Annotated in this window: 17 protein-coding genes; 7 read left to right on the top strand and 10 right to left on the bottom strand. The window is 65.0% G+C overall.

Annotated elements, in window-relative coordinates; genetic code table 11:
• Positions 1 to 439: 439 nt before the first annotated feature.
• The 7 genes from SB764_RS04025 to SB764_RS03995 all read right to left on the bottom strand — a co-directional run bounded on the left by SB764_RS04025 (position 440) and on the right by SB764_RS03995 (position 8,417).
• Positions 440 to 2,077 carry an AMP-binding protein gene (locus SB764_RS04025; protein WP_065065728.1) on the bottom strand — a complete coding sequence of 546 codons (1,638 nt, stop codon included), beginning with the start codon at positions 2,075 to 2,077 and terminating at the stop codon, positions 440 to 442.
• Positions 2,078 to 2,167: 90 nt separating this feature from the next.
• Positions 2,168 to 2,584, bottom strand: a complete 417-nt coding sequence (locus tag SB764_RS04020; protein WP_074985670.1) for a RidA family protein — start codon at positions 2,582 to 2,584, stop codon at positions 2,168 to 2,170.
• A 35-nt stretch (positions 2,585 to 2,619) separates the two neighbouring features.
• Positions 2,620 to 3,819, bottom strand: coding sequence for an acyl-CoA dehydrogenase family protein (locus tag SB764_RS04015; RefSeq protein ID WP_321866703.1), 1,200 nt, complete (start codon positions 3,817 to 3,819; stop codon positions 2,620 to 2,622).
• Between the two features lie 3 nt (positions 3,820 to 3,822).
• Positions 3,823 to 4,680, bottom strand: coding sequence for an enoyl-CoA hydratase family protein (locus SB764_RS04010; RefSeq protein WP_183039189.1), 858 nt, complete (start codon positions 4,678 to 4,680; stop codon positions 3,823 to 3,825).
• 43 nt (positions 4,681 to 4,723) lie between these two features.
• On the bottom strand, positions 4,724 to 5,269 hold the full coding sequence (locus SB764_RS04005) for a MarR family winged helix-turn-helix transcriptional regulator (protein ID WP_074985674.1): 546 nt from the start codon (positions 5,267 to 5,269) through the stop codon (positions 4,724 to 4,726).
• A complete protein-coding gene (locus tag SB764_RS04000; RefSeq protein ID WP_065065733.1) occupies positions 5,266 to 6,048 on the bottom strand; it encodes an SDR family NAD(P)-dependent oxidoreductase in 783 nt (260 codons plus the stop codon). The genes SB764_RS04005 and SB764_RS04000 overlap by 4 nt, the downstream gene beginning before the upstream one ends.
• Complete coding sequence (locus SB764_RS03995; protein WP_065065734.1) at positions 6,045 to 8,417, bottom strand: bifunctional salicylyl-CoA 5-hydroxylase/oxidoreductase; 2,373 nt, start codon at positions 8,415 to 8,417, stop codon at positions 6,045 to 6,047. Before SB764_RS03995 ends, SB764_RS04000 begins: the two co-directional genes overlap by 4 nt.
• Positions 8,418 to 8,967: 550 nt before the next feature.
• Here SB764_RS03995 and opgC point away from each other — a divergent pair.
• Positions 8,968 to 10,059, top strand: a complete 1,092-nt coding sequence (opgC, locus tag SB764_RS03990) for an OpgC domain-containing protein (RefSeq protein WP_065065735.1) — start codon at positions 8,968 to 8,970, stop codon at positions 10,057 to 10,059.
• 198 nt (positions 10,060 to 10,257) lie between these two features.
• Here opgC and SB764_RS03985 read toward each other — a convergent pair whose 3' ends face one another.
• Positions 10,258 to 11,049 carry an SDR family oxidoreductase gene (locus SB764_RS03985; RefSeq protein WP_065065736.1) on the bottom strand — a complete coding sequence of 264 codons (792 nt, stop codon included), beginning with the start codon at positions 11,047 to 11,049 and terminating at the stop codon, positions 10,258 to 10,260.
• Between the two features lie 269 nt (positions 11,050 to 11,318).
• On the opposite strand from SB764_RS03985, the gene SB764_RS03980 reads away from it, so the two are divergent.
• The 5 genes from SB764_RS03980 (at position 11,319) to SB764_RS03960 (ending at position 17,705) form a co-directional block, all read left to right on the top strand.
• Complete coding sequence (locus tag SB764_RS03980) at positions 11,319 to 12,308, top strand: ProQ/FINO family protein (RefSeq protein ID WP_065065737.1); 990 nt, start codon at positions 11,319 to 11,321, stop codon at positions 12,306 to 12,308.
• Positions 12,309 to 12,479: 171 nt separating this feature from the next.
• On the top strand, positions 12,480 to 13,385 hold the full coding sequence (locus SB764_RS03975) for a LysR family transcriptional regulator (protein WP_065065738.1): 906 nt from the start codon (positions 12,480 to 12,482) through the stop codon (positions 13,383 to 13,385).
• Between the two features lie 185 nt (positions 13,386 to 13,570).
• Positions 13,571 to 14,917: an MFS transporter gene (locus tag SB764_RS03970; protein WP_110328182.1), complete on the top strand. Its 1,347-nt coding sequence runs from the start codon at positions 13,571 to 13,573 to the stop codon at positions 14,915 to 14,917.
• A gap of 101 nt (positions 14,918 to 15,018) precedes the next feature.
• Positions 15,019 to 16,332, top strand: a complete 1,314-nt coding sequence (locus tag SB764_RS03965; RefSeq protein WP_410862724.1) for a DUF1254 domain-containing protein — start codon at positions 15,019 to 15,021, stop codon at positions 16,330 to 16,332.
• Positions 16,333 to 16,364: 32 nt separating this feature from the next.
• A complete protein-coding gene (locus SB764_RS03960; RefSeq protein WP_410862722.1) occupies positions 16,365 to 17,705 on the top strand; it encodes a DUF1254 domain-containing protein in 1,341 nt (446 codons plus the stop codon).
• 5 nt (positions 17,706 to 17,710) lie between these two features.
• Here the strand turns inward: SB764_RS03960 and SB764_RS03955 are convergent, their stop codons facing one another.
• Positions 17,711 to 18,445, bottom strand: coding sequence for a transglycosylase SLT domain-containing protein (locus tag SB764_RS03955; RefSeq protein WP_176080583.1), 735 nt, complete (start codon positions 18,443 to 18,445; stop codon positions 17,711 to 17,713).
• Between the two features lie 145 nt (positions 18,446 to 18,590).
• Entirely contained in the window at positions 18,591 to 19,487 is an 897-nt protein-coding gene (locus SB764_RS03950; protein ID WP_065065762.1) for a fructose bisphosphate aldolase, read from the bottom strand.
• A 774-nt stretch (positions 19,488 to 20,261) separates the two neighbouring features.
• Here SB764_RS03950 and SB764_RS03945 point away from each other — a divergent pair.
• The gene (locus SB764_RS03945) at positions 20,262 to 21,764 is read left to right on the top strand and encodes a DUF1254 domain-containing protein (RefSeq protein WP_110328179.1); all 1,503 of its coding nucleotides are present in this window, start codon (positions 20,262 to 20,264) and stop codon (positions 21,762 to 21,764) included.
• Positions 21,765 to 21,775: the final 11 nt, after the last annotated feature.

Raw genomic sequence — 21,775 nt, 5'->3', positions numbered from 1 at the left:
CGCCACGAGATCGCCTGACTCGATCACGCGGCGGCTGCATTCCGGGTGCCCCGGATTGCAGCGTATGCCAGAAGCCAACTGGCGCGCTTCTCTACTCTGCGCTGCACTTTCTCCGCCAGCGCCTCGCCGACCCTCAAATCGACGCAGGCCGCTCCTCCGGTATCGCCACGTTCCCAATATCACCGTAATCGAGGGCAAAGACACGGGAAAATGCCGTTCCTCGATCTGATCCAAACATTATATGAATAATGTCAAATAATTTGATGTGAGTAGTTAGATTCATAACGGTTTACGTAGTAATACTCTAAAAATAATCTGATTCCGATCGGAAACCCAGAAAACTCCGCCCCCGCCCGCGTGTTTCCAAACGGAAACACGTAAAAAAGCGACACGCTCACGCGTGCCGCCTCTCGCGATCCAACCGGCCTTCCCAAACGCTTCACATCGTCCGCAACACCGCCCGCTTGAGTTTGCCCGTCTCCGTTCGCGGCAGAGCGTCGATAAACGCAATTAGCCGCGGATATTTGTAGGCCGCCACGGCCGATTTCACGAAGTTCTGCAATTCGGCGACCATCGCTTCGTTGCCGTCGAATCCGGGCTTGAGCACGACGAAGGCCTTCACCACCTGGCCGCGCACGTCGTCGGGCACGCCCGTGACGCCGCATTCCGACACGGCAGGGTGCTGCATCAGCACGGTTTCGACTTCCGGTCCGGCGATGTTGTAGCCGGAGGAAACGATCATGTCGTCGGCGCGCGCCTGGTAGAACACGTAGCCGTCGGCGTCGATGGATACCGCGTCGCCAGGCAGATTCCAGCCGTCGCGCACGAATTTCATCTGGCGTTCGTCGGCGAGATAGCGGCAGCCGGTGGGGCCGCGCACGGCGAGGTTGCCGGTCGTGCCGGGCGGCACCGGTTGCAGTGCGTCGTCGAGCGCCTGCACGACATAGCCCGGCACTGCGCGGCCGATCGAGCCGGGACGCACGTCGCTGCCGGCCGACGAAATGAAAATGTGGATCATCTCCGTGCCGCCGATGCCGTCGATCATCTCGATGCCCGTCGCCTCGCGCCATAAATCGCGCGTGGCCTGCGGTAGCGCCTCACCGGCCGAGACCGTCTGGCGCAGACTGGAAATATCCGCGTCTTTCACGAGCGGCGCCATCTGCCGATAAAACGTGGGCGCGGTGAAAACGATTGTCGCGCGGAATTTTTCGATCGTTTGCAGCAGCAGGGCGGGCGTGAGCTTTTCGATCAGCACCGTCGACGCGCCGACGCGCAACGGAAAGCACAAAATGCCGCCCAGCCCGAACGTGAATGCGAGTGGCGGCGTGCCGCAAAACACGTCGTCGGCGGTGGGCCTGAGGACGTGGCGCGGGAACAGATCGCACATCGCGAGCACGTCGCGATGGAAGTGCATGCAGCCTTTCGGCGTGCCGGTCGTGCCGCTTGTGAAGGCGATCAGGCAGACGTCGTCGCTTGCGGTATCGCACGCGCGAAATTGCGCCGGTTTGGCCGCCGCGAGGGTTTCGAGGCTGTCGGGCGCGTCGTCGTGGAAGTAGCGCACCTGTTCGAGGCCGGCGCAGAAGTATTCGTTGGCCGGATCGGTGTTGCGCGCGAGTTCGTCGGCAAGGCGCACATCGCAGAGCGCTGCGCTGATGTTCGCCTTGTCGATAATCTGCTTCAACTCTTTCGCACGCAGCAGCGGCATGGTGGGCACCACCACGAGCCCGGCCTTGAGCGCGGCGAGCATGGCCACCGCCATTTGCAGCGTATTCGGGCCGCGCAGCAGCACGCGGTTGCCGGGCTGCAGCTTCATGTCGTCGATGAGCACGTGCGCGCTGCGGTCGACCAGCTCACGCAGTTGCGAATAAGTGGTCGCGCGCGGCTGGCCATCGACTTCAGACCAGATCGCCGGGCGCGCGCCGTATCCGCACTCGATTGCGCGGTCCAGCAACTCGGCCGCGCAATTCAGGCGCGCCGGATAGGTGACGTCGGGATTGTCGAGCAGCAGCGCGGGCCATTGCGATTCGGGCGGCAGGTGATCGCGTGCGTAGGTATCGACGTGAGCGGTCGGTTGCATGGTGTCTCCGGCTTCAATCTGAACAGACTGGTGCGCGTTTTATACGGTCTTTTTCTGCGCGCACTTTGAGTGCGATCGGGTCGCTGCGCGCTATGCGTGGCTCAAACGCGCGTCGTCGGGAATCACGGCGGTGGCTTCGATTTCCACCTTCGCTTCGTCCTCGATCAGCGCGACGACCTGAATCGCGCTCATCGCAATGTCGTAATCGCCGATCAGATCGCGAAACGCCGCACCAATGTCCTTTAGCGATGACAGGTATTCCTGCTTGTCCGTCACATACCACGTCATGCGCACGAGATGCTCGGGCTTGCCGCCCGCGGCTTCGAGCACGGCCACGATATTGCGCAGCGCCTGCACGGCTTGCGCGCCGAATTCGCGGCTCGTGAACTTCGCCTGCTCGTCCCAGCCGATCTGACCGGCGATAAAAACCTGCGTGCCGCGCGCGGCGACGCCGTTCGCATAACCGCGCGGCTTGATCCAGCCTGCGGGAAGAAGGGCTTTTTTCATGGGCTTTTCGCGTTCATTGAGGGGTTCGGTTCGCATCAGGCCGCATGGTGTTCGGCGTGATACGACTTCAGCAGATCGCGGCCGACGATCAACTGCTGCACTTCGGTCGCGCCTTCGTAAATGCGCAGAGAGCGGATCTCGCGATACAGCGACTCGACCACATTGCCGCTCTGAACGCCCATGCCGCCCCACAGCTGAACGGCCGCGTCGATCACTTGCTGCGCGCCTTCGCTGGCGTGCCATTTCGCCATCGCCGCTTCGCGTGTGACGCTTTCGCCTTGATCGCGCAGCCACGCGGCGCGATAGACGAGCAGGGCGCTGCTGTCGATCGTCAGCGCCATCTGCGCAAGCTTGGCCTGCGTGAGCTGAAAATCGCCGAGCACCTGATTGAACATCGTGCGCGAGGCGGCGCGCGCGAGCCCTTCGGCCATCGCGCGGCGCGCGAAACCCAATGACGCGGCGGCCACCGAGGTGCGGAAAATATCGAGCGTGCGCATGGCGATCTTAAAGCCTTCGCCGGGCGCGCCCAGCAACTGGCTCTTGTTCACGCGCGCATTCGTGAAGCGCAGGCGCGCGAGCGGATGCGGTGCGATCACGTCGATGCGCTCGGCGATTTCCAGGCCCGGCGTATCGGCGTCGACGATCAGCGCGCTGATGCCGCGTGCGCCCGGCGCTTCGCCCGTGCGTGCGAACACTACGTAGAAGTCGGCGATGCCGCCGTTCGAGATCCACGTTTTTTCGCCGTCGAGCACGTAGTGATCGCCTTCGTCGCGCGCGGCCAGCGCCATCGCGGCAACGTCCGAGCCCGCATTGGGCTCGGAGAGCGCGAACGCGGCAATTGCTTCGCCCTTCGCCACGCGCGGCAGATAGCGCGATTTCTGCGCGTCGTTGCCGGCGAGCGAGATGGCGCCCGAGCCGAGGCCCTGCATTGCGAGCGCGAAGTCGGCGAGCCCCGAATGCTTCGCGAGCGTTTCGCGCAGCAGACAGACGGCGCGCGTGTCGATGGTGTCGCCGTGACCGCCGTAAGCGGTGCCGCCCACGCCGTAGCGCAACCAGCCTGCTTCGCCGAGCTGGCGCACGAGCTTGCGGCAGGTGTCGTCGACGTTGTCGTGCGAAACGTGAGCGAGGTGTTCGCGCGCCCACGCTTCCACGCCGGTGGCGAGTGCGCGGTGACGGTCCTCGAAAAACGGCCACGCGAGCGCGTCGTGCAGATGAGTGTCAGCCGGTGCGTTCACTGCTCAATCTCCCTTGAAAACCGGACGCGTTTTTGCCGCGAAGGCGTCGTACGCGCGGCCGAAATCGCGCGTCGCCATGCAGATCGCCTGCGCCTGTGCTTCGGATTCGATCGCTTCGTCGATGCTCATGGTCCATTCCTGATGCAGCATCGTCTTGGTGATGCCGTGCGCGAAGGTCGGGCCGGCGGCGAGATCGGCGGCGAGTTTGCGTGCATCGGCGAGCAGTTCGGCGGGATCGCACAGACGGTTGTAGAAACCCCATGCGTGACCTTCCTCGCCGCTTGCCGAGCGTCCCGTATAGAGCAGTTCGGCGGCGCGTCCCTGACCGATGATGCGCGGCAGGATCGCGCACGCGCCCATATCGCAACCGGCGAGACCGACGCGCGTGAACAGAAAGGCGAGCTTGCTGCGCGCGGTGCCGTAACGCATGTCGGAGGCCATCGCGAGAATCGCGCCCGCGCCCGCACACACGCCATCGACGGCCGCGATGATCGGTTGCGGACAGTGACGCATCGCTTTCACGAGGTCGCCGGTCATGCGCGTGAACATCAGCAATTCGGGCATCGGCAAATCGATCAGCGGCGCGATGATGTCGTGCACGTCGCCGCCCGAGCAGAAGTTCTCACCCGCGCCATGCAGGACGACGGCTTTCACATCGGTCGCGTAGGCGAGTTGGCGGAACAGGTCGCGCAGTTCCGCATACGATTCGAACGTGAGCGGATTCTTGCGCTCCGGGCGATTTAGCGTGATCGTGGCGACGCGGTCCTCGACCGACCAGCCGAAGTGCTTCGCCTCGTAGCCTGCGAGCGTGACGCGGTTGCGCGCGAAGAGCGCGTCGGCGCTCGAACGTTCTGTCGTCAAGGTGTGTCTCCTTCCTGAATCCTGTTTGATTCGCGTCGCGCGTTCAGCCCGGCAAACTGTCGCGCAGATGTTGCTTGAGCTTGCCGAGCCGGTCGTGCATCTTCGACTTTTCGTCGAGCGACAGTCCGCCCAGCATTTCCACGACCCATTGCTCGTGCGCGATTGCCATGCGATCGAACGCGGCGCGTCCTTCGGGCGTGAGACGCACGGCGATCGAGCGGCGGTCGTCCGGATCGGCGTCGCGCACGACGAGGCCTTCTTTTTCGAGCTGATCGGTAATGCCCGTCACGTTGCCGCCCGTCACCATGAGACGGCGCGACAGCTCGGTCATGCGAAGCCCTTCGGGATGACGTTCGAGCTGCGCCATCAAATCGAAACGCGGCAGCGTCGTGTCGAACTCGCTGCGCAGACGGCGGCGCAATTCGGCCTGCACGAGGTTCGTCGTCGTGAGCAGGCGCAGCCACAGGCGCAGGCCCATATGGCTGTCGGTGCCCGTGCTCATCTCCATGTCGACGACATTCTCCGCGGGCTTCGCAACGCCTTTGCGCGGCGTCTTCGCGGCTGCCGTCTTGCGGGCGGGCAGGGTCATGTGATTTCTCCACCAGAAACGGATATCGATTGCCCGGTGATCGCGGACGATCCGGGCGCGCACAGCCACAACACGGCGTTGGCGACTTCGTCCGGCGTGACGAAGCGCTGCTGCGGGTTGTGGCGCACGAGGATGCTACGCGCCTCGGCCTCGCTGCGCGAGGTCTTGCGCGTGATCTGCTCAAGGGAAGCCTGCAAAAGTTCGGTTTCCGTGTAGCCGGGACACACCGCGTTCACGGTCACGCCCTGCGTGGCGACTTCGAGCGCGAGTGCGCGCGTCATGCCGATCACGCCGTGTTTCGAGGCGCAATACGCGGCCACGTACGGATAGCCGACCTGGCCCGCCGTGCTCGCGACGTTCACGATGCGCCCGTGCTTGCGTGCGAGCATCGCGGGCAGCACGGCGCGCGTGCACAGAAACGCGCCCGTGAGATTCACGTCGAGCATGCGTTTCCAGAGCGCAAGATCGGTCTGGGCGAACGGCGCGGCAGTCGCCTGACCTGCATTGTTCACGAGGATGTCGACGTCGCCGAGCGCTTGTGTCGCGCGCGCAAAGGCGTCGTTCACGGCGGCCTCGTCGGCGACATCGACGCTCACGCATGCGATGTGTTCGCCGCCGCCGAGCTTCTCGCGCTGCGTGACGAGCTTCGCCATCTCGCGGCCCATCAGCGTGACGCGCGCGCCCGCTTTCAGCAGGGCGGCAGCGGTCGCGGCGCCGATGCCGCTGCCGCCGCCCGTCACGACCGCGTGGCGTTGATGCAATGCGTCGTGCGTGTTCATACGGTGCCTTCCGCGCGCTGCGCGCGTTCGAGCGGCGACAAACCGGCGGCTGCCGCAGCCGCAGCGCGCTCGCGTTCGATATTGCGTTCGAGCTGATTTTTCGCGGCCGTATATTGATGCGGCCACATCACATCGAAATAACCGATTTTCGCGGCTTCGTTGAGCGTCCACGACGGATTCGCCAGATGCGGGCGCGCCACCGCGCACAGATCCGCACGGCCCGCCGCGATGATGCCGTTCACGTGATCGGCCTCGGAAATCGCGCCCACGGCGATGGTGGCGATGCCCGCCTCGTTGCGCACGCGGTCCGCGAACGGCGTCTGGAACATGCGGCCGTACACGGGCTTTTCGTCCTTGCTCACCTGGCCGGAGGAGACGTCGATCATGTCGGCGCCTGCCGCCTTGAAGGCGCGTGCGATCTCGACGGCGTCGTCGGGCGTGATGCCGCCTTCGACCCAGTCGTGCGCCGAAATACGCACCGAAATCGGCTTGTCTTGCGGCCACACGGCGCGAATCGCGTTGAAGATTTGCAGCGGATAACGCAGACGGTTTTCCAGCGAACCGCCATATTCATCGTCGCGTTGATTCGTGAGCGGCGAGAGAAAACTCGAGAGCAGATAGCCGTGCGCGCAGTGCAGTTCGAGCCAGTCGAAACCGGCTTCGGCGGCCATTTGCGTCGCGCGCACGAATTGCGCTTCGATCTCGCGCAGTTCATCGGCGCTCGCGGCGTGCGACGACTGGCTCACGCCACGCAGATATTGTTGCGGCGACGCCGAAACCAGCGGCCAGTTGCCGTCGTCGAGCGGCTGATCGATGCCTTCCCACGCGACACGCGTTGAGCCTTTCGCACCCGAGTGGCCGATCTGCACGCCGATTTTTGCGTCCGACTGCGCGTGCACGAAATCGACGATGCGTTTCCATGCCGTCCGATGTTCGGGCGCGTACAACCCGGGGCACCCGGGCGTGATACGCGCTTCGGGCGACACGCAGGTCATCTCGGTCATCACGAGCCCCGCGCCGCCCATCGCACGCGCGCCCAGATGCATGAGGTGATAGTCGCCGGCCACGCCATCCTGCGCGGAATATTGCGCCATCGGCGAGACAACGACGCGATTCTTGAGCGTCACGCCGCGTACGCGATAAGGCGTGAACATCGGCGGAACAGGACGCGCGCTGGATGCCGCCTCGGGATTCGCGCGCTGTGCGAGCCACGTTTCGAAGCCACCAAGATAAGCCGCATCGCGTTCGCGCAGATTCTCGTGCGAAATGCGCTGCGAACGCGTGAGCAGCGAATAGGCGAATTGCTCGGGTTCGAATTTCGCGTAGCGATCGACGTGCTCGAACCATTCGGTGGAATTGCGCGCGGCATTCTGAATGCGCAATACGTCGACGCTTCGCACACTCGTGTAATGCGCGAGCGCGGCGCGCAGATCGTGCGGATGCGCGTCCATGCTGTTGGCGAGTTCGATCGCGTCTTCGAGCGCCAGCTTGGTGCCCGAGCCGATCGAGAAGTGCGCCGTATGCGCGGCGTCGCCCATCAACACGACCGGCGTTTGCTGGCCGTCGCTCGCGCTTTTCCAGTGCACCCATTCGCGGTTCACGACGCGCGGAAAACGAATCCATTGCGAGGAACCACGCAGATGCGATGCATTCGAGCGCAGCGCATGGCCGTCGAGATAGCGCGCGAACAGCTTTTCGCAGAACGCTATGCTGTCTTCCTTGCTCATGTCGTCGAGGCCCGCCGCGCGCCAGACATGCTCTGGCGTTTCGACGATGAACGTGGAGGTGTTGTCGTCGAAGCGATAGGCGTGCGCCTGGAACCAGCCGTGTTCGGTTTCTTCGAAGGCGAACGTGAAGGCATCGAACAGTTTCGAGGTGCCGAGCCAGACAAAACGGCAGTCGCGCAGATCGATATCGGGCTGATAGGTGGTGGCGTACTTCTGACGCGTGGCGCTGTTCAGGCCGTCGCTCGCGATGATGAGGTCGGCGTTTTGCACGTCGTCGTCGCTCATCTGGGTCTCGAACACGAGCTTCACGCCGAGCTGTTCACAGCGTGCCTGCAAAATATTCAACAGACGCTTGCGGCCGATGCCGCAAAAGCCGTGACCCGACGATCGGATCGAGCGGCCGCGAAAATGGATTTCGATGTCGTCCCAGTGATTGAAGGCGTCGAGAATTTCGGCGGCGCTTTCCGGGTCGGCTGCGCGCAGATTGCCGAGCGTCTGGTCCGAGAACACCACGCCCCAGCCGAAGGTGTCGTACGGGCGGTTGCGTTCGATCACCGTGATCTCGTACTCCGGGTGACGGCGCTTCATCAACAGGCCGAAGTACAGCCCGGCGGGCCCTCCGCCGATACAGGCAATGCGCATGCTAGCTCCCGTGGTCAGTCCTTGAAGTTAATGTAGGTCTAAATAGTTTAGATGTCAAGTAAGTTGATGCGGGCGTGTTCGCTCGCCGCTCGCCGATGCACACCGCATGTTGCGCGCATCAATGCGCATAAAACCGAATATTCGGCGGAACCTCGCGCCCCATCGCGCGTCAACCCGGTCATGAGGCGCGCGGTGCACTTCCTTACGGCGGCCTTGCCGTCGACGGGGAGAAACTGCGTGCATGACGGCAGGTGTGCCATGCTGGGTGTCGAGGAAAGATTCGACGCTCGCTGGCACCGAATTCGCATGGTGTAGCGATGAAACGAGCGAGTCTTTACGAAGCGCTTTCGGGCGCCTGGCATTTTCATACGGTTTGCACGCGCCACGTATCAACGCATAAACAATCAGTCATCCTGATGAAATGTGATGGCAAAGGAAGCGACTGAAAGCATCGGCGCGCGATCCGCATAGCAAATCGAAGAGACGCAATTTCAATCGCAACAATCGTCACAATCGCCACAACCGCCAGAGACGACGGGAGTATTCATTGATGAGCCAGACAGCGAAGCGATCGATCGAAATCGATTTTTTCAGGGGTTTCGCGCTGATTGCGATTGCACTCGATCACATTCCATCCAGCGTGTTGTCGCACGGCATGCTGCACACGTTCGCGTATTGCGATTCGGCCGAGGTGTTCGTCTTCGTGAGCGGCTACGTGGCGGCGGCGAGCTGGCTCGCGATTGCCGCGCGCAAGGGCACCGAGGCCGCCAATCGCCGCTTTTTGAGGCGCGGGCGCGAGATTTACGCCGCGTATCTGTGCGCCGCCGCGTTGATGCTGCTTTCTGGTGCGGCGGCTGTCGCGCTGCGCGTGGACTCGCCGCTGGTTGCGGAAACGGGCTTCCAGCGTTTCACCGCGCATCCGTTTGCGATGCTCGGCAATATCGCGATCTTTCGCGACCAGCCGTATCTCGCGGGCGTGTTGCCGCTCTATGTGATTCTGGTGCTGATGCTCCCGGTCGTCATGCCGCTGGCGCGCCGCCGGCCCGACCTGGTGTTGCTCGGCAGTTTCGCGACGTGGTTCGCCGGCTGCTGGCTCGTGCGCTATTTGCCGTCGGTGCCGGGTTCGATCTGGTCGTTCAATCCCTTCGCGTGGCAGGCGATGTTCCTGCTCGGACTGCTGTGCCGTCTCTATCCGGTCACTGACGCGTTCCAGATCTCGCGGCTCGGTCGCCTCCTCACCGTGCTCGCGATCACACTCGTGGTCGCATTCGCGGTCGTGCGGCTCTTTATCGAAGTGACGCCGCAGCCGGGCTACATGAAGCAGAATCTCGCGAGCCTGCGCATCGTGAGTTTTGCGGCCGTTGCGTGGCTTGCCGCGCAGGCGGTGCGGCTCGGCTGGATCGAGTGGCTCGCGCAGCGCCTGCCGGGCGTCGTGAGCGTGGGGCAGCAGGGGCTCGTGTGCTTCGTGGGCGGCGCGCTCGTGTCCAATGCGGTCGACACGGTCATTCGCGCGACGCACGTTTCGTCGATCTTGCCCGCGCGTTTCGCGGGTGACGTGGTGGCGATCGGCGCGCTGCTGATGCTTGCGGGCGGCGCGCGTCGTTTGAAGGCGGAATTGCGGCCGCGTGTGGCGCTTACCTGATGCCGGAACGCACAGGCAAAGGTGAGTGTTTGCGGGAGTGATGCTAAACGAGCCGCGCAAAGCGGCTCGTCATCTCGCTGAAACAGCGCGAAATCAACTCGTTAGCTATGGTGATCCCGCATCGCGCTCGGTTGTCGAGGTGAGCGTTTGCGGGAGCGTGCGCGCTCAGTGGCTCGATTCAATAATGTGACGATGCCGTTACACGAGTTCGCGCACGTCGGCGATCGGCGTCGAACCAAACGCGTCGCTCAGTGCGTAATCGATCAACAGACGTGCCGCGTGTTCCGGCGTCGCCAGCTGGCCGTTCTCTTTCAATTGCTCGAATCGTTCGCGTAGCGGGAAGTTGTCCGTCGACGTCGAGCGGATCGTCGCCTGCATGCCGGTATCGACCACGCCGGGCGCGACGCTGCAAATGCGCACGCCGCGCGGCGCGTCGAGCGCCACGGCACGCGCGTGGTGGTCGAGCGCGGCCTTGGTCGCGCAATACACGCTCCAGCCCGCGTAAGCGTTGCGCGCAGCGCCGCTGGAGACGTGCAGGATGCGTCGCGAGGCGGCGTTGCCTGAACTGTCGTCGCTGGCCAGTGCGTTGGCCAGCATCAGCGGCGCGGCGACGTTGAGCGTGATCGCTCGGGCGATCGCGCCCGCATCCTGCACGCCGAGCGGCGCGATCGGGTCGACTGTGCCGGCATTGTTAAACAGCAGCACGCAGTCCGCGCCTTGCGCGAACGCGCTCAGCGCGCCGCCGGCCAGCCAGCGCTCGACGCTCGCGGGATCGGCGAGATCGACGGCAGCTTCGGCGAATCGCGCGGCGGCTTGCCGGGGCGAAAGCGCGGCGGTCCGGGCCGCCAGCGTCGGATGGGCGCTGCGGCCCACACCGAGCACGTCGATCTGGCGCTCCAGCAGCAATTCGGCGAGCGCGGCGCCGAGCCCGCGCGAATGTCCGGTAACGATCGCGCGGATCGAAGAAGGCAAAGTCGAGGAAACGTTCATTTTTGTGACAAAAAAAGCGCGCGATGTGCACACAGGCGTACGCGGCATGAAAAATGGGGGCGCGGTGCGGGCGCGAGATGCGGGAAACCGCAAAAAAACCCGTAAAAACAGGGCGATTCGCGCGCACGGCACATTTTCGCGGAGGTCGTGCGAGCGCGCTGTCAAGCGTCGCGCGTGCTGCACGCGGGGCATCGGCGAGTCGCGGTGACAGAAATGCTGCGCGCGATTCTGTATCATAGCGTCCGATCCAATAAGGAAGAGAGCTGGACGTGAAAGCCGCATCGCAACAACGCCGTACCCTGAGCTTCAAGGATGGTCTTCTCGAAATCAAGAAGAGCATGGGGATGGGCACGGGACAGCCGCCCGAAGAACAGGCGCAGTCGCCGCAAGGCAAGTCCTCGCCCAAGGGCGCGCAGGGCCCGCGTCGTGGGCAGGGTGCTTCGGGCCACAAGGGTCCGAAGGGTCCGCGTCCGGCCGGCGCGGAAGACGCGCGCGCACGCGGTCCGCGTCCGGCGCACGGCAAGCCGCAAGGCAAGCGCGCCGAGGGCGGCGCGCCCGCCGGCGGCAGGCCGCAAGAGGGCAAGGGCCAGCAGGCCCGCCCGCAGCGCGGTCCGCGCGACGGCGAGCAGCGCCAGGGCGCGCGTCCGGGGCAAGGGCAAGGTGAGGGCCGTGGCCCGCATCGTCAGCGTCCGGCGCGTGCGCAACAACCGGCTGCGAATCTCAGCGAAGCCGACAAGGCGCGCATCGAGCGCAACCGCCAGCTCAACACGGTCTGGAACGTTTTTGCGAAGCTCTATCCGACCTTCCGCGAGCGTCTGCCGCTCAAGATCGGTGTCGTCGAGGATCTGGTCGCCGCGCACCCGGACTACGAGCGCACGCTGATCGTCGCCGTGCTCAAGCGCCACGTGAACCATCCGCGTTACCACGAGCGCGTGGCCGCGGGCGGTCCGCGTTACGAACTGGACGGCACGGCGTCGGAAGGCCCGGGCATCGATCCGTCGCATATCGGCCGCGCCAACGCCGCGCTCGCGCGCCAGAAGGCCAAGGCCGAGGCGCAAGCCAAGCCGCAGGACGCAGCCGCACCGGCGGCGCCTGCTGCCGGGCAGACGGGGGAAGCGGCGGAAGCCGTCGAGTCGGCTGAAGCGCAGGCTCCGGCCCCGGCAGTCGAAGCGCAAGCCGCCGAACCGGCTGCGCCCGAGTCCGCGCAAGCACCGGCCGCGCCGGCTGCAGAAGGCGACACGCCCGCCGCGAACGCCTGAGCGCGTCGGCCGCCGCCCGCGCGCGGCGGTCATCCCGTTTAGCGATCCCGAGCCGGTCCGCGCCATGCCGCGCACCGGCTCGCTTCGTTGCGACGTCGGCGCGCGGCATCCGGTCCGCCACGCGATGCGGACTTCCCGGCGCTCATACCGTCACGATTGCCGCGCCTCGCCATGAATCTACGCCAGCTCGAACACGTGATCGCCCTCGCCGAAGAGGGCAGCTTCGCGCGCGCCGCACAACGCGTCCATTTGAGCCAACCCGCGCTGAGCCGCAGTATTCAGACGCTCGAAGACGATCTCGGCATGGCGCTGTTCGACCGCACGACGCGCGAGGTGCAGATCACGCCCGCGGGCGAGCTGGTCGTGCGCCGCGCGAAGAAAGTGCTGTTCGAGGCGCGCTGCCTCGTGCGCGACGTCGATCTGCTGCGCAATCACGACATCGGTGCGGTGAGTTTCGGCGCGGGGCCGTATCCGGCGGCCATGCTGCTGCCCGCCGCGCTCGACGCGCTCGCGCATCATCATCCGCAACTGCGCATCAACGCGGTCGTCGACAACTGGAAAAACCTGCTCGACGCCCTGCACGCCGAAACGCTCGATTTCCTGATCGTCGATATTCGCGGCACCCAGCCGACCAGCGAGGTCAACGTGATGACGCTGCCGCGTCATCAGGCGGCCTGGTTCGTGCGCGAGGGGCATCCGCTCGCGGGCCGCGCGGGTCTCGACGCGCACGAGTTGCAGGCGTATCCGGTCGTCTCGGTGCCGTTGCCCGATCCGATGCACGAGGCGTTGCGCAAATGGCTGCGTTACGCGCCGAATCATGCGCTCGAATTTCATCTCGTCTGCAACGATGTGAACGTGTTGCAGGAATACGCGCGCAAGACCGACGCGCTCCTGTTGCTGACCACGCACGCCATGTGGAATCCGGCGCGCATGGCGGGCCTCGTGCCGCTCTCGTTGCCCACGCGCTCGCCGCTGTGGCTGCAATTCGGCATCGTCCATCTCGCGGGGCGCACGCTGTCTCCCGCCGCTGAACAGGCCATCCGCGCGTTTCAAAGCGTCGCCGCCACGTCTCGATAATTCCGCCGGAGCCGGCGCTGCGGAGGCTGCGTCAATGCGTCCGCATTCATGCGTTTGATCTATTGATTCGATGCAAATTATGCAGTTGTATTATTGATTGGCGCATCGTCCAATGTCCCGGATGCGGCAGACGAGGCGACCGGCGCTGGCCGGCCGTCCACAAAAAAGCCGCGAATGGAGACGCAATGACGTTCGAGACGCACGCTCGCGCCCAGCGATGGTTAATCGTCGCCGGCCTGTTTTTCTTTCTCGCCATCAATTTCGCCGACAAGGCGCTCATCGGTCTCGCCGCCGAGCCCATCATGCGCGAGCTCAATCTCACGCACGGGCAGTTCGGCCGCATCGCCGCCAGTTTCTTTACGTTGTTTTCGATCTCCGCGCTGCTGGTCGGGCTGCTGTCGAATCGCGTGAAAACGCGCTGGCTGCTGCTTGCGATGGCCGTCACGTGGTCGATTTCGCAGGTGCCGCTGCTGCTTTACGCCGCGCCCGCCACGCTCGTGCTGTCGCGCGTACTGCTCGGCGCGAGCGAGGGGCCCGCGTTTCCGGTCGCCGTGCACGCGCTCTACAAGTGGTTTCCCGATCGCGAACGCGCGGTGCCGTCGGCGCTGCTGACGATCGGCGCGTCGTTTGGCGCCGGGCTGATCGCGCCGCTCATCACGACGGTGATCGTGGCCTTCGGCTGGCGCGCGGCGTTTCAGTTGCTCGCGGTCGTGGGCCTCGTGTGGAGTGCGCTGTGGCTATGGATCGGCAAGGAAGGGCCGCTCGGCGGCCATGACGACGCACGCGCCGTCGCGACGCAGGGCGGCGCCGGCGCTATCTACCCCGAGCGGATTCCGCTGCGCGCGCTGCTGCTGTCGCGCACCTGTATTGGCAGCGATCTCGCGGGCTTCGCGGCCTACGTGATCCTGACTGTCGCGACGGTGTGGCTGCCGAGTTACCTCGTGCGCGTGGCGGGCTATTCGCTCACGCAGGTCGGCTGGATCGTGGTGCTGCCTGCGTTCGGGCAGATGGTCAGTTCGCCGCTGCTGAGCTGGTGGTCGCAGCGGCTGATGGCGCGCGGCGTGTCGAGCCGCCATGCGCGCGGCACGCTCGGGGCGGTGGCGGTCGTGGCCTCGGGCATCGCGCTGGTGCTGATGCCGCGTCTTGGCGCCGGGCCGCTGCTCATCGCGACGGTGACGGTCGGATTTTCGCTCGCGTCGTTCACGTTCGTGAGCGGCATGACGCTCGCGGGCGAGATCGTCCCCGCCGCGCAGCGCGGTGGCGTGCTAGGCATCAATATCTGTATCGCGACGCTCGGCGGTCTCGTCACGCCCGCCGTGATCGGCTATGTGATCGACCACGCCGCCAGCCAGGCCGCCGGTTTCCAGACGGGGATGCTGCTCGCGGGCGCGTTCGCCATTGCTGCGGGGCTGGTCGCCGCCGTGCTGATTCATCCGGAAGCCGACCGCGAGCGTTTCGCCGCGCGTGCTCGGCACGAACAGCGCGAACAGCAAGCGCAGATGGCGAGTCCGCTGGTGTCGGGCGAACGCTGAAAAGCTGGGGGCGATGCGGAAAGCGCGCTCGCCTTATCGTAGATACAAAGGATTCCGAAATTATTTTGGGACGCAGGAAATTCGCTATGTATACGCAGGCAATGAGTCGAATCGATCCGCGAGCGAGGTCCGATGAAGATCCCGTCGTCGCGCTGGTGAAAATGGCGGCGGGGCCGCTCGCGCTTGCACGCTATCCGGTCGTCGAAGTGATGCGCACGTGCGCGCTGCACACGCAGCCGCATTCGCGCAGTCCGCTGCGCGCGCCGTTCAACGCGCTCTATGCGAGCGACCGCCGCTGGACGCATGAGGACCGCGACATCGTCACGCCCGCCAACGACTTTCTCTATCTGAATGCGTGGATCGATCTTTCGAACGGTCCTGTCGTGCTCGACCTGCCGGCGGTGGAGAGCACGCGTTATTTCGTGATCGAATTGCTCGATGCCTTCACCAACAACTTCGCGAATCTCGGGCCGCGTAATGTGGGGACGCGCGGCGCGCGCGTCGTGCTGCATGCGCCGGGGCAACAGCCGACGGGCGACGGCACGCCGGTGGCCTGTCCCACCGCGCTGGTCTGGCTGCTCGGCCGCGTGCTGGTGCAAAGCGACGACGACCTGCCTCGCGCCCGTGACGCCGCGCGCGCGTTCCGGCTGAACGGGCCGGTCTGCGCGGGGCCGCAGTGCGTGCGCGACTGGCAGGAAAGCGGCGACGACGCGCTCGACTTCTTTCAGCACGTGTTCGATGCGTTCGCCGATTTGCCGCCACGCGCCGACGAGGCCGCCGCCTTCGGCATGCTCGTGCGCGCGGGACTGCGCGAGCACGGACGGACCGACGTGCGTGCGCTGCCCGAAGCCGTGCAGCACGGCCTGCGCCTTGCCTATGCCGACGCGCAACGTCTGCTGCTCGCGTTCACGCAAAGCCGCACGCGCCGCAACTGGGTCTATAGCCTCGAACTCGGGCGCTACGGCCATGCGCATCTGCTGCGCGCGTGCATCGCCATGAAGGGGCTGGGCGCGCTCGCCTCGGAAGAGGCCGTCTATGCGACCGCCGATTTCGACGATGCGGGCGAGCATCTGCACGGCGCGCGCCGCTATAGCCTGCATTTCGCGCCGGGCCAGTTGCCGCCCGTCGATGCCTTGTGGTCGCTGTCGCTCTATGGCGCCGACCGTTATTTCGTCGACAACCCGATCCCCCGTTACGCGATCGGCGACCGCACGCCGGGGCTTCGCTACGACGCCGATGGCGGACTGCGTATCGCCATCCAGCACGAAGCGCCTGCCGATCCGCACGCGAACTGGCTGCCGGCGCCGCCTGACGGCTTCTATCTGATCCTGCGTTTCTACCATCCGCAGGCCGCGTTTCTCGAAGGGCGCTACGCGATTCCGCCGGTGCAAAACGTGTCGCCGGTGAACGCCTGACGTCCACGCCATTCTCTTTGCTTCAATCCGCCATGAATACTCCGACTGTCTCATCCGCTTCGTTTGTGGAACCCGCCGCCGCGAGCGCTGATCTTGTCGATCTCGCCGTCGAGGCCGTGCAGTTCGCACTGCCGCTCTACGAAATGGCGCGCATGTTGTCCGCGACCTGTCCGCGCGTCGAGGGCCACGACGCCGATGCCACCGCACGCTGGGCCAACGCCTGGCTGCACACGCGTCAGTTGCTCGGGCCGCAGCATCGACGCGTCGTCACGCCGAACAACGACACGCTCTATTCGAGCGCGTGGCTCGATTTGCGCGGCGGGCCGCTCGTGATCCGCGTGCCGGCCATGCACTCGCGCTACTACGTGCTGGGCCTGCTCGACATGTACACGAATCCGTTCGGGTATATCGGCAGCCGCACGACCGGCGGCGAAGCGGGTGCGTTCTTCGTGCACGGGCCGACGTGGCGCGGCGAGGCGCCCGCGGGCATGCGCTCGCTCGCGTGTCCGACCGATACGGTCTGGGTGATCGGCCGTATTCTCGTCGATGGCGCGGACGATCTGGCGGCGGCCGTGCTGTTGCAGGATCAGTTGTCGATCGAACGGGCGCCCGGCGGCACGGCGCCGGTGCCGACGCGTATCGACGCGTGGTTGCCGCCGCAGGAACGTCCCGGCGATGCGGCGCGCTTCGCGCAGGTCGTGAACCGCGCGCTCACGGAAAACCCGCCGCCTGCCGCTGCGATGACGAGCCTCGCACGCTGGCGCGCGTGCGGTATCGGTGCGGATATTGCCACGCTCGACGCCGCGCAAACCGACGCGCTCGCCCGCGCGATTGCGCAGCTCACGCGCGAACTCGCGAGCGCGCCGCCGCTCGCGCTGGGCGGCGGCTGGGCGCTGCCGGTCGATGTGCGCGAAACTTTCGGCGACGACTATCGCGAGCGCGCGCAGGTCGCACTCAGCTACATCGGCGCGCTCGGCATCGAAGAAGCGATGTACATCACCGCCGATTGCGATGACGATGGCGCGCTGCTCGATGGCCGCGAATCGTACGTGTTGCTCTTTGCGCCCGGCCAGGCGTTGCAGGTCGAGGCGTTCTGGTCGCTGACCGCTTACGAGCGCGCGACCTGCATGCTGGCCGAGAATGCCATCGGCCGCTATTCGCTGGGCGACCGCACGCGCGGTCTGCGTCTCGACGACGACGGCGGCTTGCGGATCGCGATCTCGGCAAACGAACCCGCCGATCCGGTATTGCGCGCAAACTGGCTGCCCGCGCCGCCGGAGCGGTTCTATCTGGCGTTGCGCCTGTACGTGCCGCGCGCGGTGCATCTCGAAGGGCGTTACGCGTATCCGCCGGTGGAGCGGCAGCGCGGTTGAGCGGATCAGCGATCGCGCGAACGTGACTGGTAGCGTGCGGCGTCGCGTGCGCTTGAGGTGTCGGTGGAAGATGCGGTCTGTGCGCCCGATGCACCCGATTGCGCAGACGCTGCCTGCGTCGAGGATGCCGCGCTCGCGCTCGCCGTAGCGGTCGCACCGGCCACCGTCTTCGCCGCGAGCGTCGCCGAAAACGCACCCGTGTACGCGGCGCTTGCGCTCGCCGCGTCGGCATCGACGACATGCGGGGCGCTCGCGCTGTCGAGCACGTGACTGAACTCCATCGCGCGTGCGCGGATCTTCTGCGCGTAGGCTGTCGAACCGCCGTAGTTTTTCATCGCCGCGTCGAGATCGCCGCCGGCGTCGCGCTTGTAGCCATAGAGGATTGACGAGCCCACATCGATATTGACGTCGGGATCGGTGAGGTCCTTGTTGCGCAGCAGATTGCGGTGCGCCGAGGGCACGACCTGCATGAGTCCGGTGGCGTTGTTCGCGCCACGCGCCTTCTCGCGAAAGCGCGACTCGATCGAAATGATGGCGAGCAGCACCGCGGGCGGCAGCGAATATTTCGCGGCGGCCGTGGTCACGGCCTCAGAAATTTGCGCAGCCTTTTCCTTCGCCAGCCCGAACTTCTGGGTGAGGTAGGTGGGGAGCTTCTGTTTGTCCTCGGGGGGCTGTTGCTGCGCCGCTGCGGTTTGCACGAAGCCGGGCAGCAAGGCGAGCAGGCAGAGTAACCGCCTCATGGCCGGTCCATATCGCGAAAAAATGAGTGAACGATCGACTGGCGCACAGTATAACCGCCCAACAAAAAAAGACAGGCGGGTTGTGGCCCCGGCTGTCTTTCGGTTTTTAACGCAGCGGCATGTACCGCGCGCAGGCTCAGTCCGCTCAGTCCTTCTTGACCGATGCCTGATAGATTTCGTCGATACTCGCGGCCAGCGCGGCGTCGAACTCCGCGTCGCTCATCTGCTTCGTGAGGTCGTTGATCAGCGCGCGCGAAAAGCTCGCGATCATGCCGTGGTTGTGCGTGAGGCGCTCGCAGGCGTCGCTGCGCGAATAGCCGCCCGACAGCGCGACCACGCGCACCACGCGCGGATGGTCGATCAGCGGCTTGTAGAAGTCAGGCGTGTCGGGAATCGTCAGCTTGATCATGACGTCGCTCGATGCGGGCAGGGCGTCGAGACCCTCGAGCAGCGCGTCGCGCAGCAGCGCTTCGGCCTGCGCCTTGTCGGGCGCCTTGATCGACACTTCGGGTTCGAGGATCGGCACGAGTCCGTGTGCGCTGATCTGCGCACCCACTTCGAACTGCTGCTTCGCGATGGCCGCGATGCCCTCCGGCGAGGCGCGCTCGATCGTGGAGCGCATCTTGGTGCCGAAAATGCCGGCTTTGCGGGCACGTTCGAGCAACGCGTCGAGGCCCGGATTCGGCTTCATGAGGCGCACGCCGTTGGCTTCGGCTTCGAGGCCCTTGTCGACCTTGAGGAAAGGCACCACGCCACGGTCTTCCCAGAGGAACGCGGGCACGGGCTTGCCGTGCGCCTGGCCGTCCATGGTCTGCTCGAACAGAATCGCGCCGATCACCTTGGCGCCCGTGAACGCGGGCGCGCTGATGATGCGCACGCGCATCTCGTGCATGAGGCGGAACATGGCCTCGTCGCCCTGATAGTCGCTCTCGGGAATGCCGTATTGCCGCAGCGCGCCCGGCGTGGAGCCGCCGCTCTGATCGAGCGCGGCGATGAAGCCCGGTTTGTCGCGCATCTGCTGCAGCATCGTGTCGTTGGCCATCTTCATTTCTCCCGAAAAAAGGCGCCGGGTGCGGCGCGGTTACCTGGAGCCCGGTGGTCGGCCTTGCGGGCATCTGCGTTCCGACGAGTGTACTGGCGCTGCGTGACAGCGTCTCGCCGAACTGCGCATTGGCCGTCCGTTACCGAACCCATGAGTCGATTCCAAAGGCAGGAAGCAAGCGCGATGCCAGCCCCCGGTAAATTCTCGCCGAGCCGCTTATTACGGACACTTTTCCCGGCTCAGTACAAACGTGCATTGAAAAGACGGAATAAGACCTGGCATAAATTGCGTTGAGGTCATTATGGGGCCGATTATTTGTCGCATTCGAATGGAAGCGGACTTTCGCGGATTCGAATGCGCGCATGCGCGATGCCAGTGACTCACGTCAATAAGCCGGAAGAGTCGAATAATCATTGCGCGCGCCATGTTGTTTGCTGGTTGCTGTCGGGCTAGTATCGGCCGTGCAGGCGAAAGACCGGCTTTCGGCTTTCACGATATGATTTTTATCGGCTGGGTGTCGCGGGGTTTGTCCGTATTTTTGCCCGTATTTTTTGTCCGTATCGCCGGTTCATTTGTTCAGGTTTCAGATAACGCTGCTGCATTTTGCATAAACCGGCATGTATACCGGGTGTGTGCAAATTAGTCATCGAATGCGCGACACGAAACACTGCGCAGGCTCTTTTTTTGCAAGGCGGGTTTATTCGGCGTCTGTTTCATCACCGTCGCGCCCACCTGCGCGCCATGCGAACTTTTACGACAATCGGAAAAAGAACCATGAAAAATCGCATCCTCGTGGGCGCACTCGCCCTGGCTGTCGCGTCGGCTGTCGCGTCGTTCACGCAAGGCGCGGCAGCGGCACAAGCCCAGTCAGCCGGCGCGGCGCAACCGCACGCGGCCGCGTTGCCGCCGGGGCCGGTGGCCGGCTACGCGATGTCCGAAGCGTATGCGCGCACCCTGGCGCGCAATCTTTACGTCTGGGCCTGGCCCATGACGAATATCTACAACCGCCTGCTCGCGGCGCGTCAGGTGCCTTCGCCGGGCCTGAACGGCGGCATCGTGCCGCTCGCGCCGCCCAATCGCCTGTCGATGCTGCATGACTATATCGAGCCGGCCGAGCGCTTCGTGGCGTGTCCGAATCAGGACGTCGTGTACGGTTCGGCCGTGGTCGATCTCGACGCTTCGCCGGTGGTCGTGCAGGTGCCCGACTTCGGCGGCCGTTTCTGGGTGATCCAGGCCGTCGACACGCGCACCGACAGTTTCGCGAGCCTCGGCAAGATGTACGGCACGAAGCCCGGCTTCTATCTGCTGGCCGGTCCGAACTGGAAGGGCAAGGTGCCCGCAGGCATCCAGCACGTATTCCGCTCGCCTACCTCGGTCGGGCTTGTGATTCCGCGCGTCTTCATGGACGACACGCCCGAGGACCGCAAGGCGATCCAGTCCACGATCGCGCAGATCGGCGTGTATCCGCTCGCCGATTTCGACGGCAAGATGAAGCGCACCGACTGGTCCGCGCTGCCGCATTTCGGCAAGGATGGCGGCGGCGGCGACGCGGAAATCCGCTTTGTCGAGCCCGAGAAGTTCTGGGACGAACTCCCGCTCGTGCTCAAGGCCACGCCGCCGTTGCCGGGCGAGCAGGCGCTCTACGCGCAGGCCGAGGCGCTGCTCGCGGCCGCGCGTCAGGATCCGGCGATCAAGGCGGCGATCGTCGACGAAGCGAAAAAGGCCGACACCGAAGTCGTCGCGCCGATGTTCAACTTCAACAGCTTCGGGCACGCGCTGAACGACAACTGGCACACGATCACCAACGGCGCGGCGTTCGGTACGGACTACTACACGCGCGCGGCGGTTGCCAAGTCGAACATCCTGGTCAACAAGAGCAACGAGACCAAATACTTCTATCTGGACGCCGACGCGAGCGGCCAGCGCCTGAATGGCGCGCATGCCTACACGGTCACGTTTCCGAAGGGCAAGCTGCCGCCGGTGAAGGGATTCTGGTCGCTCACGCTGTACAACGAGCATCACTTCTTCTCGCCGAACGACATCAAGCGCTATTCGGTGGGCACGAAGAACAAGGACCTCAAGCTCAACGAAGATGGCTCGCTCACGATCTACATCCAGAGCGCGCCGCCCGAAGGCGACAAGCGCGCGAACTGGCTGCCGGCTCCCGCCGGTCAGGACTTCTCGCTGTACGTGCGTGCCTACTGGCCCGAGCCCGCGGCGCTCGACGGGTCGTGGACGCCGCCGCCGGTGCGCGCCACCAGCGCCACGAATCCGTAATCGGCGCACGG

The organism is Paraburkholderia sp. SIMBA_027, from assembly GCF_046535315.1.
Taxonomy (GTDB): Bacteria; Pseudomonadota; Gammaproteobacteria; order Burkholderiales; family Burkholderiaceae; genus Paraburkholderia; species Paraburkholderia tropica.
Note: the sequence above shows the minus strand (reverse complement) of the source record. Positions and strands in the feature narration are given on the sequence as shown.

Coding starts and splice junctions, on each gene's coding strand:
- SB764_RS03970 (WP_110328182.1), top strand. CDS start 13,571: ATGACGTTCGAGACGCACGCTCGCGCCCAGCGATGGTTAATCGTCGCC.
- SB764_RS03960 (WP_410862722.1), top strand. CDS start 16,365: ATGAATACTCCGACTGTCTCATCCGCTTCGTTTGTGGAACCCGCCGCC.
- SB764_RS03985 (WP_065065736.1), bottom strand. CDS start 11,049: ATGAACGTTTCCTCGACTTTGCCTTCTTCGATCCGCGCGATCGTTACC.
- SB764_RS04025 (WP_065065728.1), bottom strand. CDS start 2,077: ATGCAACCGACCGCTCACGTCGATACCTACGCACGCGATCACCTGCCG.
- SB764_RS04000 (WP_065065733.1), bottom strand. CDS start 6,048: ATGAACACGCACGACGCATTGCATCAACGCCACGCGGTCGTGACGGGC.
- SB764_RS04005 (WP_074985674.1), bottom strand. CDS start 5,269: ATGACCCTGCCCGCCCGCAAGACGGCAGCCGCGAAGACGCCGCGCAAA.
- SB764_RS03955 (WP_176080583.1), bottom strand. CDS start 18,445: ATGAGGCGGTTACTCTGCCTGCTCGCCTTGCTGCCCGGCTTCGTGCAA.
- SB764_RS03950 (WP_065065762.1), bottom strand. CDS start 19,487: ATGGCCAACGACACGATGCTGCAGCAGATGCGCGACAAACCGGGCTTC.
- SB764_RS03995 (WP_065065734.1), bottom strand. CDS start 8,417: ATGCGCATTGCCTGTATCGGCGGAGGGCCCGCCGGGCTGTACTTCGGC.
- SB764_RS03975 (WP_065065738.1), top strand. CDS start 12,480: ATGAATCTACGCCAGCTCGAACACGTGATCGCCCTCGCCGAAGAGGGC.
- SB764_RS03945 (WP_110328179.1), top strand. CDS start 20,262: ATGAAAAATCGCATCCTCGTGGGCGCACTCGCCCTGGCTGTCGCGTCG.
- opgC (WP_065065735.1), top strand. CDS start 8,968: ATGAGCCAGACAGCGAAGCGATCGATCGAAATCGATTTTTTCAGGGGT.
- SB764_RS04020 (WP_074985670.1), bottom strand. CDS start 2,584: ATGAAAAAAGCCCTTCTTCCCGCAGGCTGGATCAAGCCGCGCGGTTAT.
- SB764_RS03965 (WP_410862724.1), top strand. CDS start 15,019: ATGAGTCGAATCGATCCGCGAGCGAGGTCCGATGAAGATCCCGTCGTC.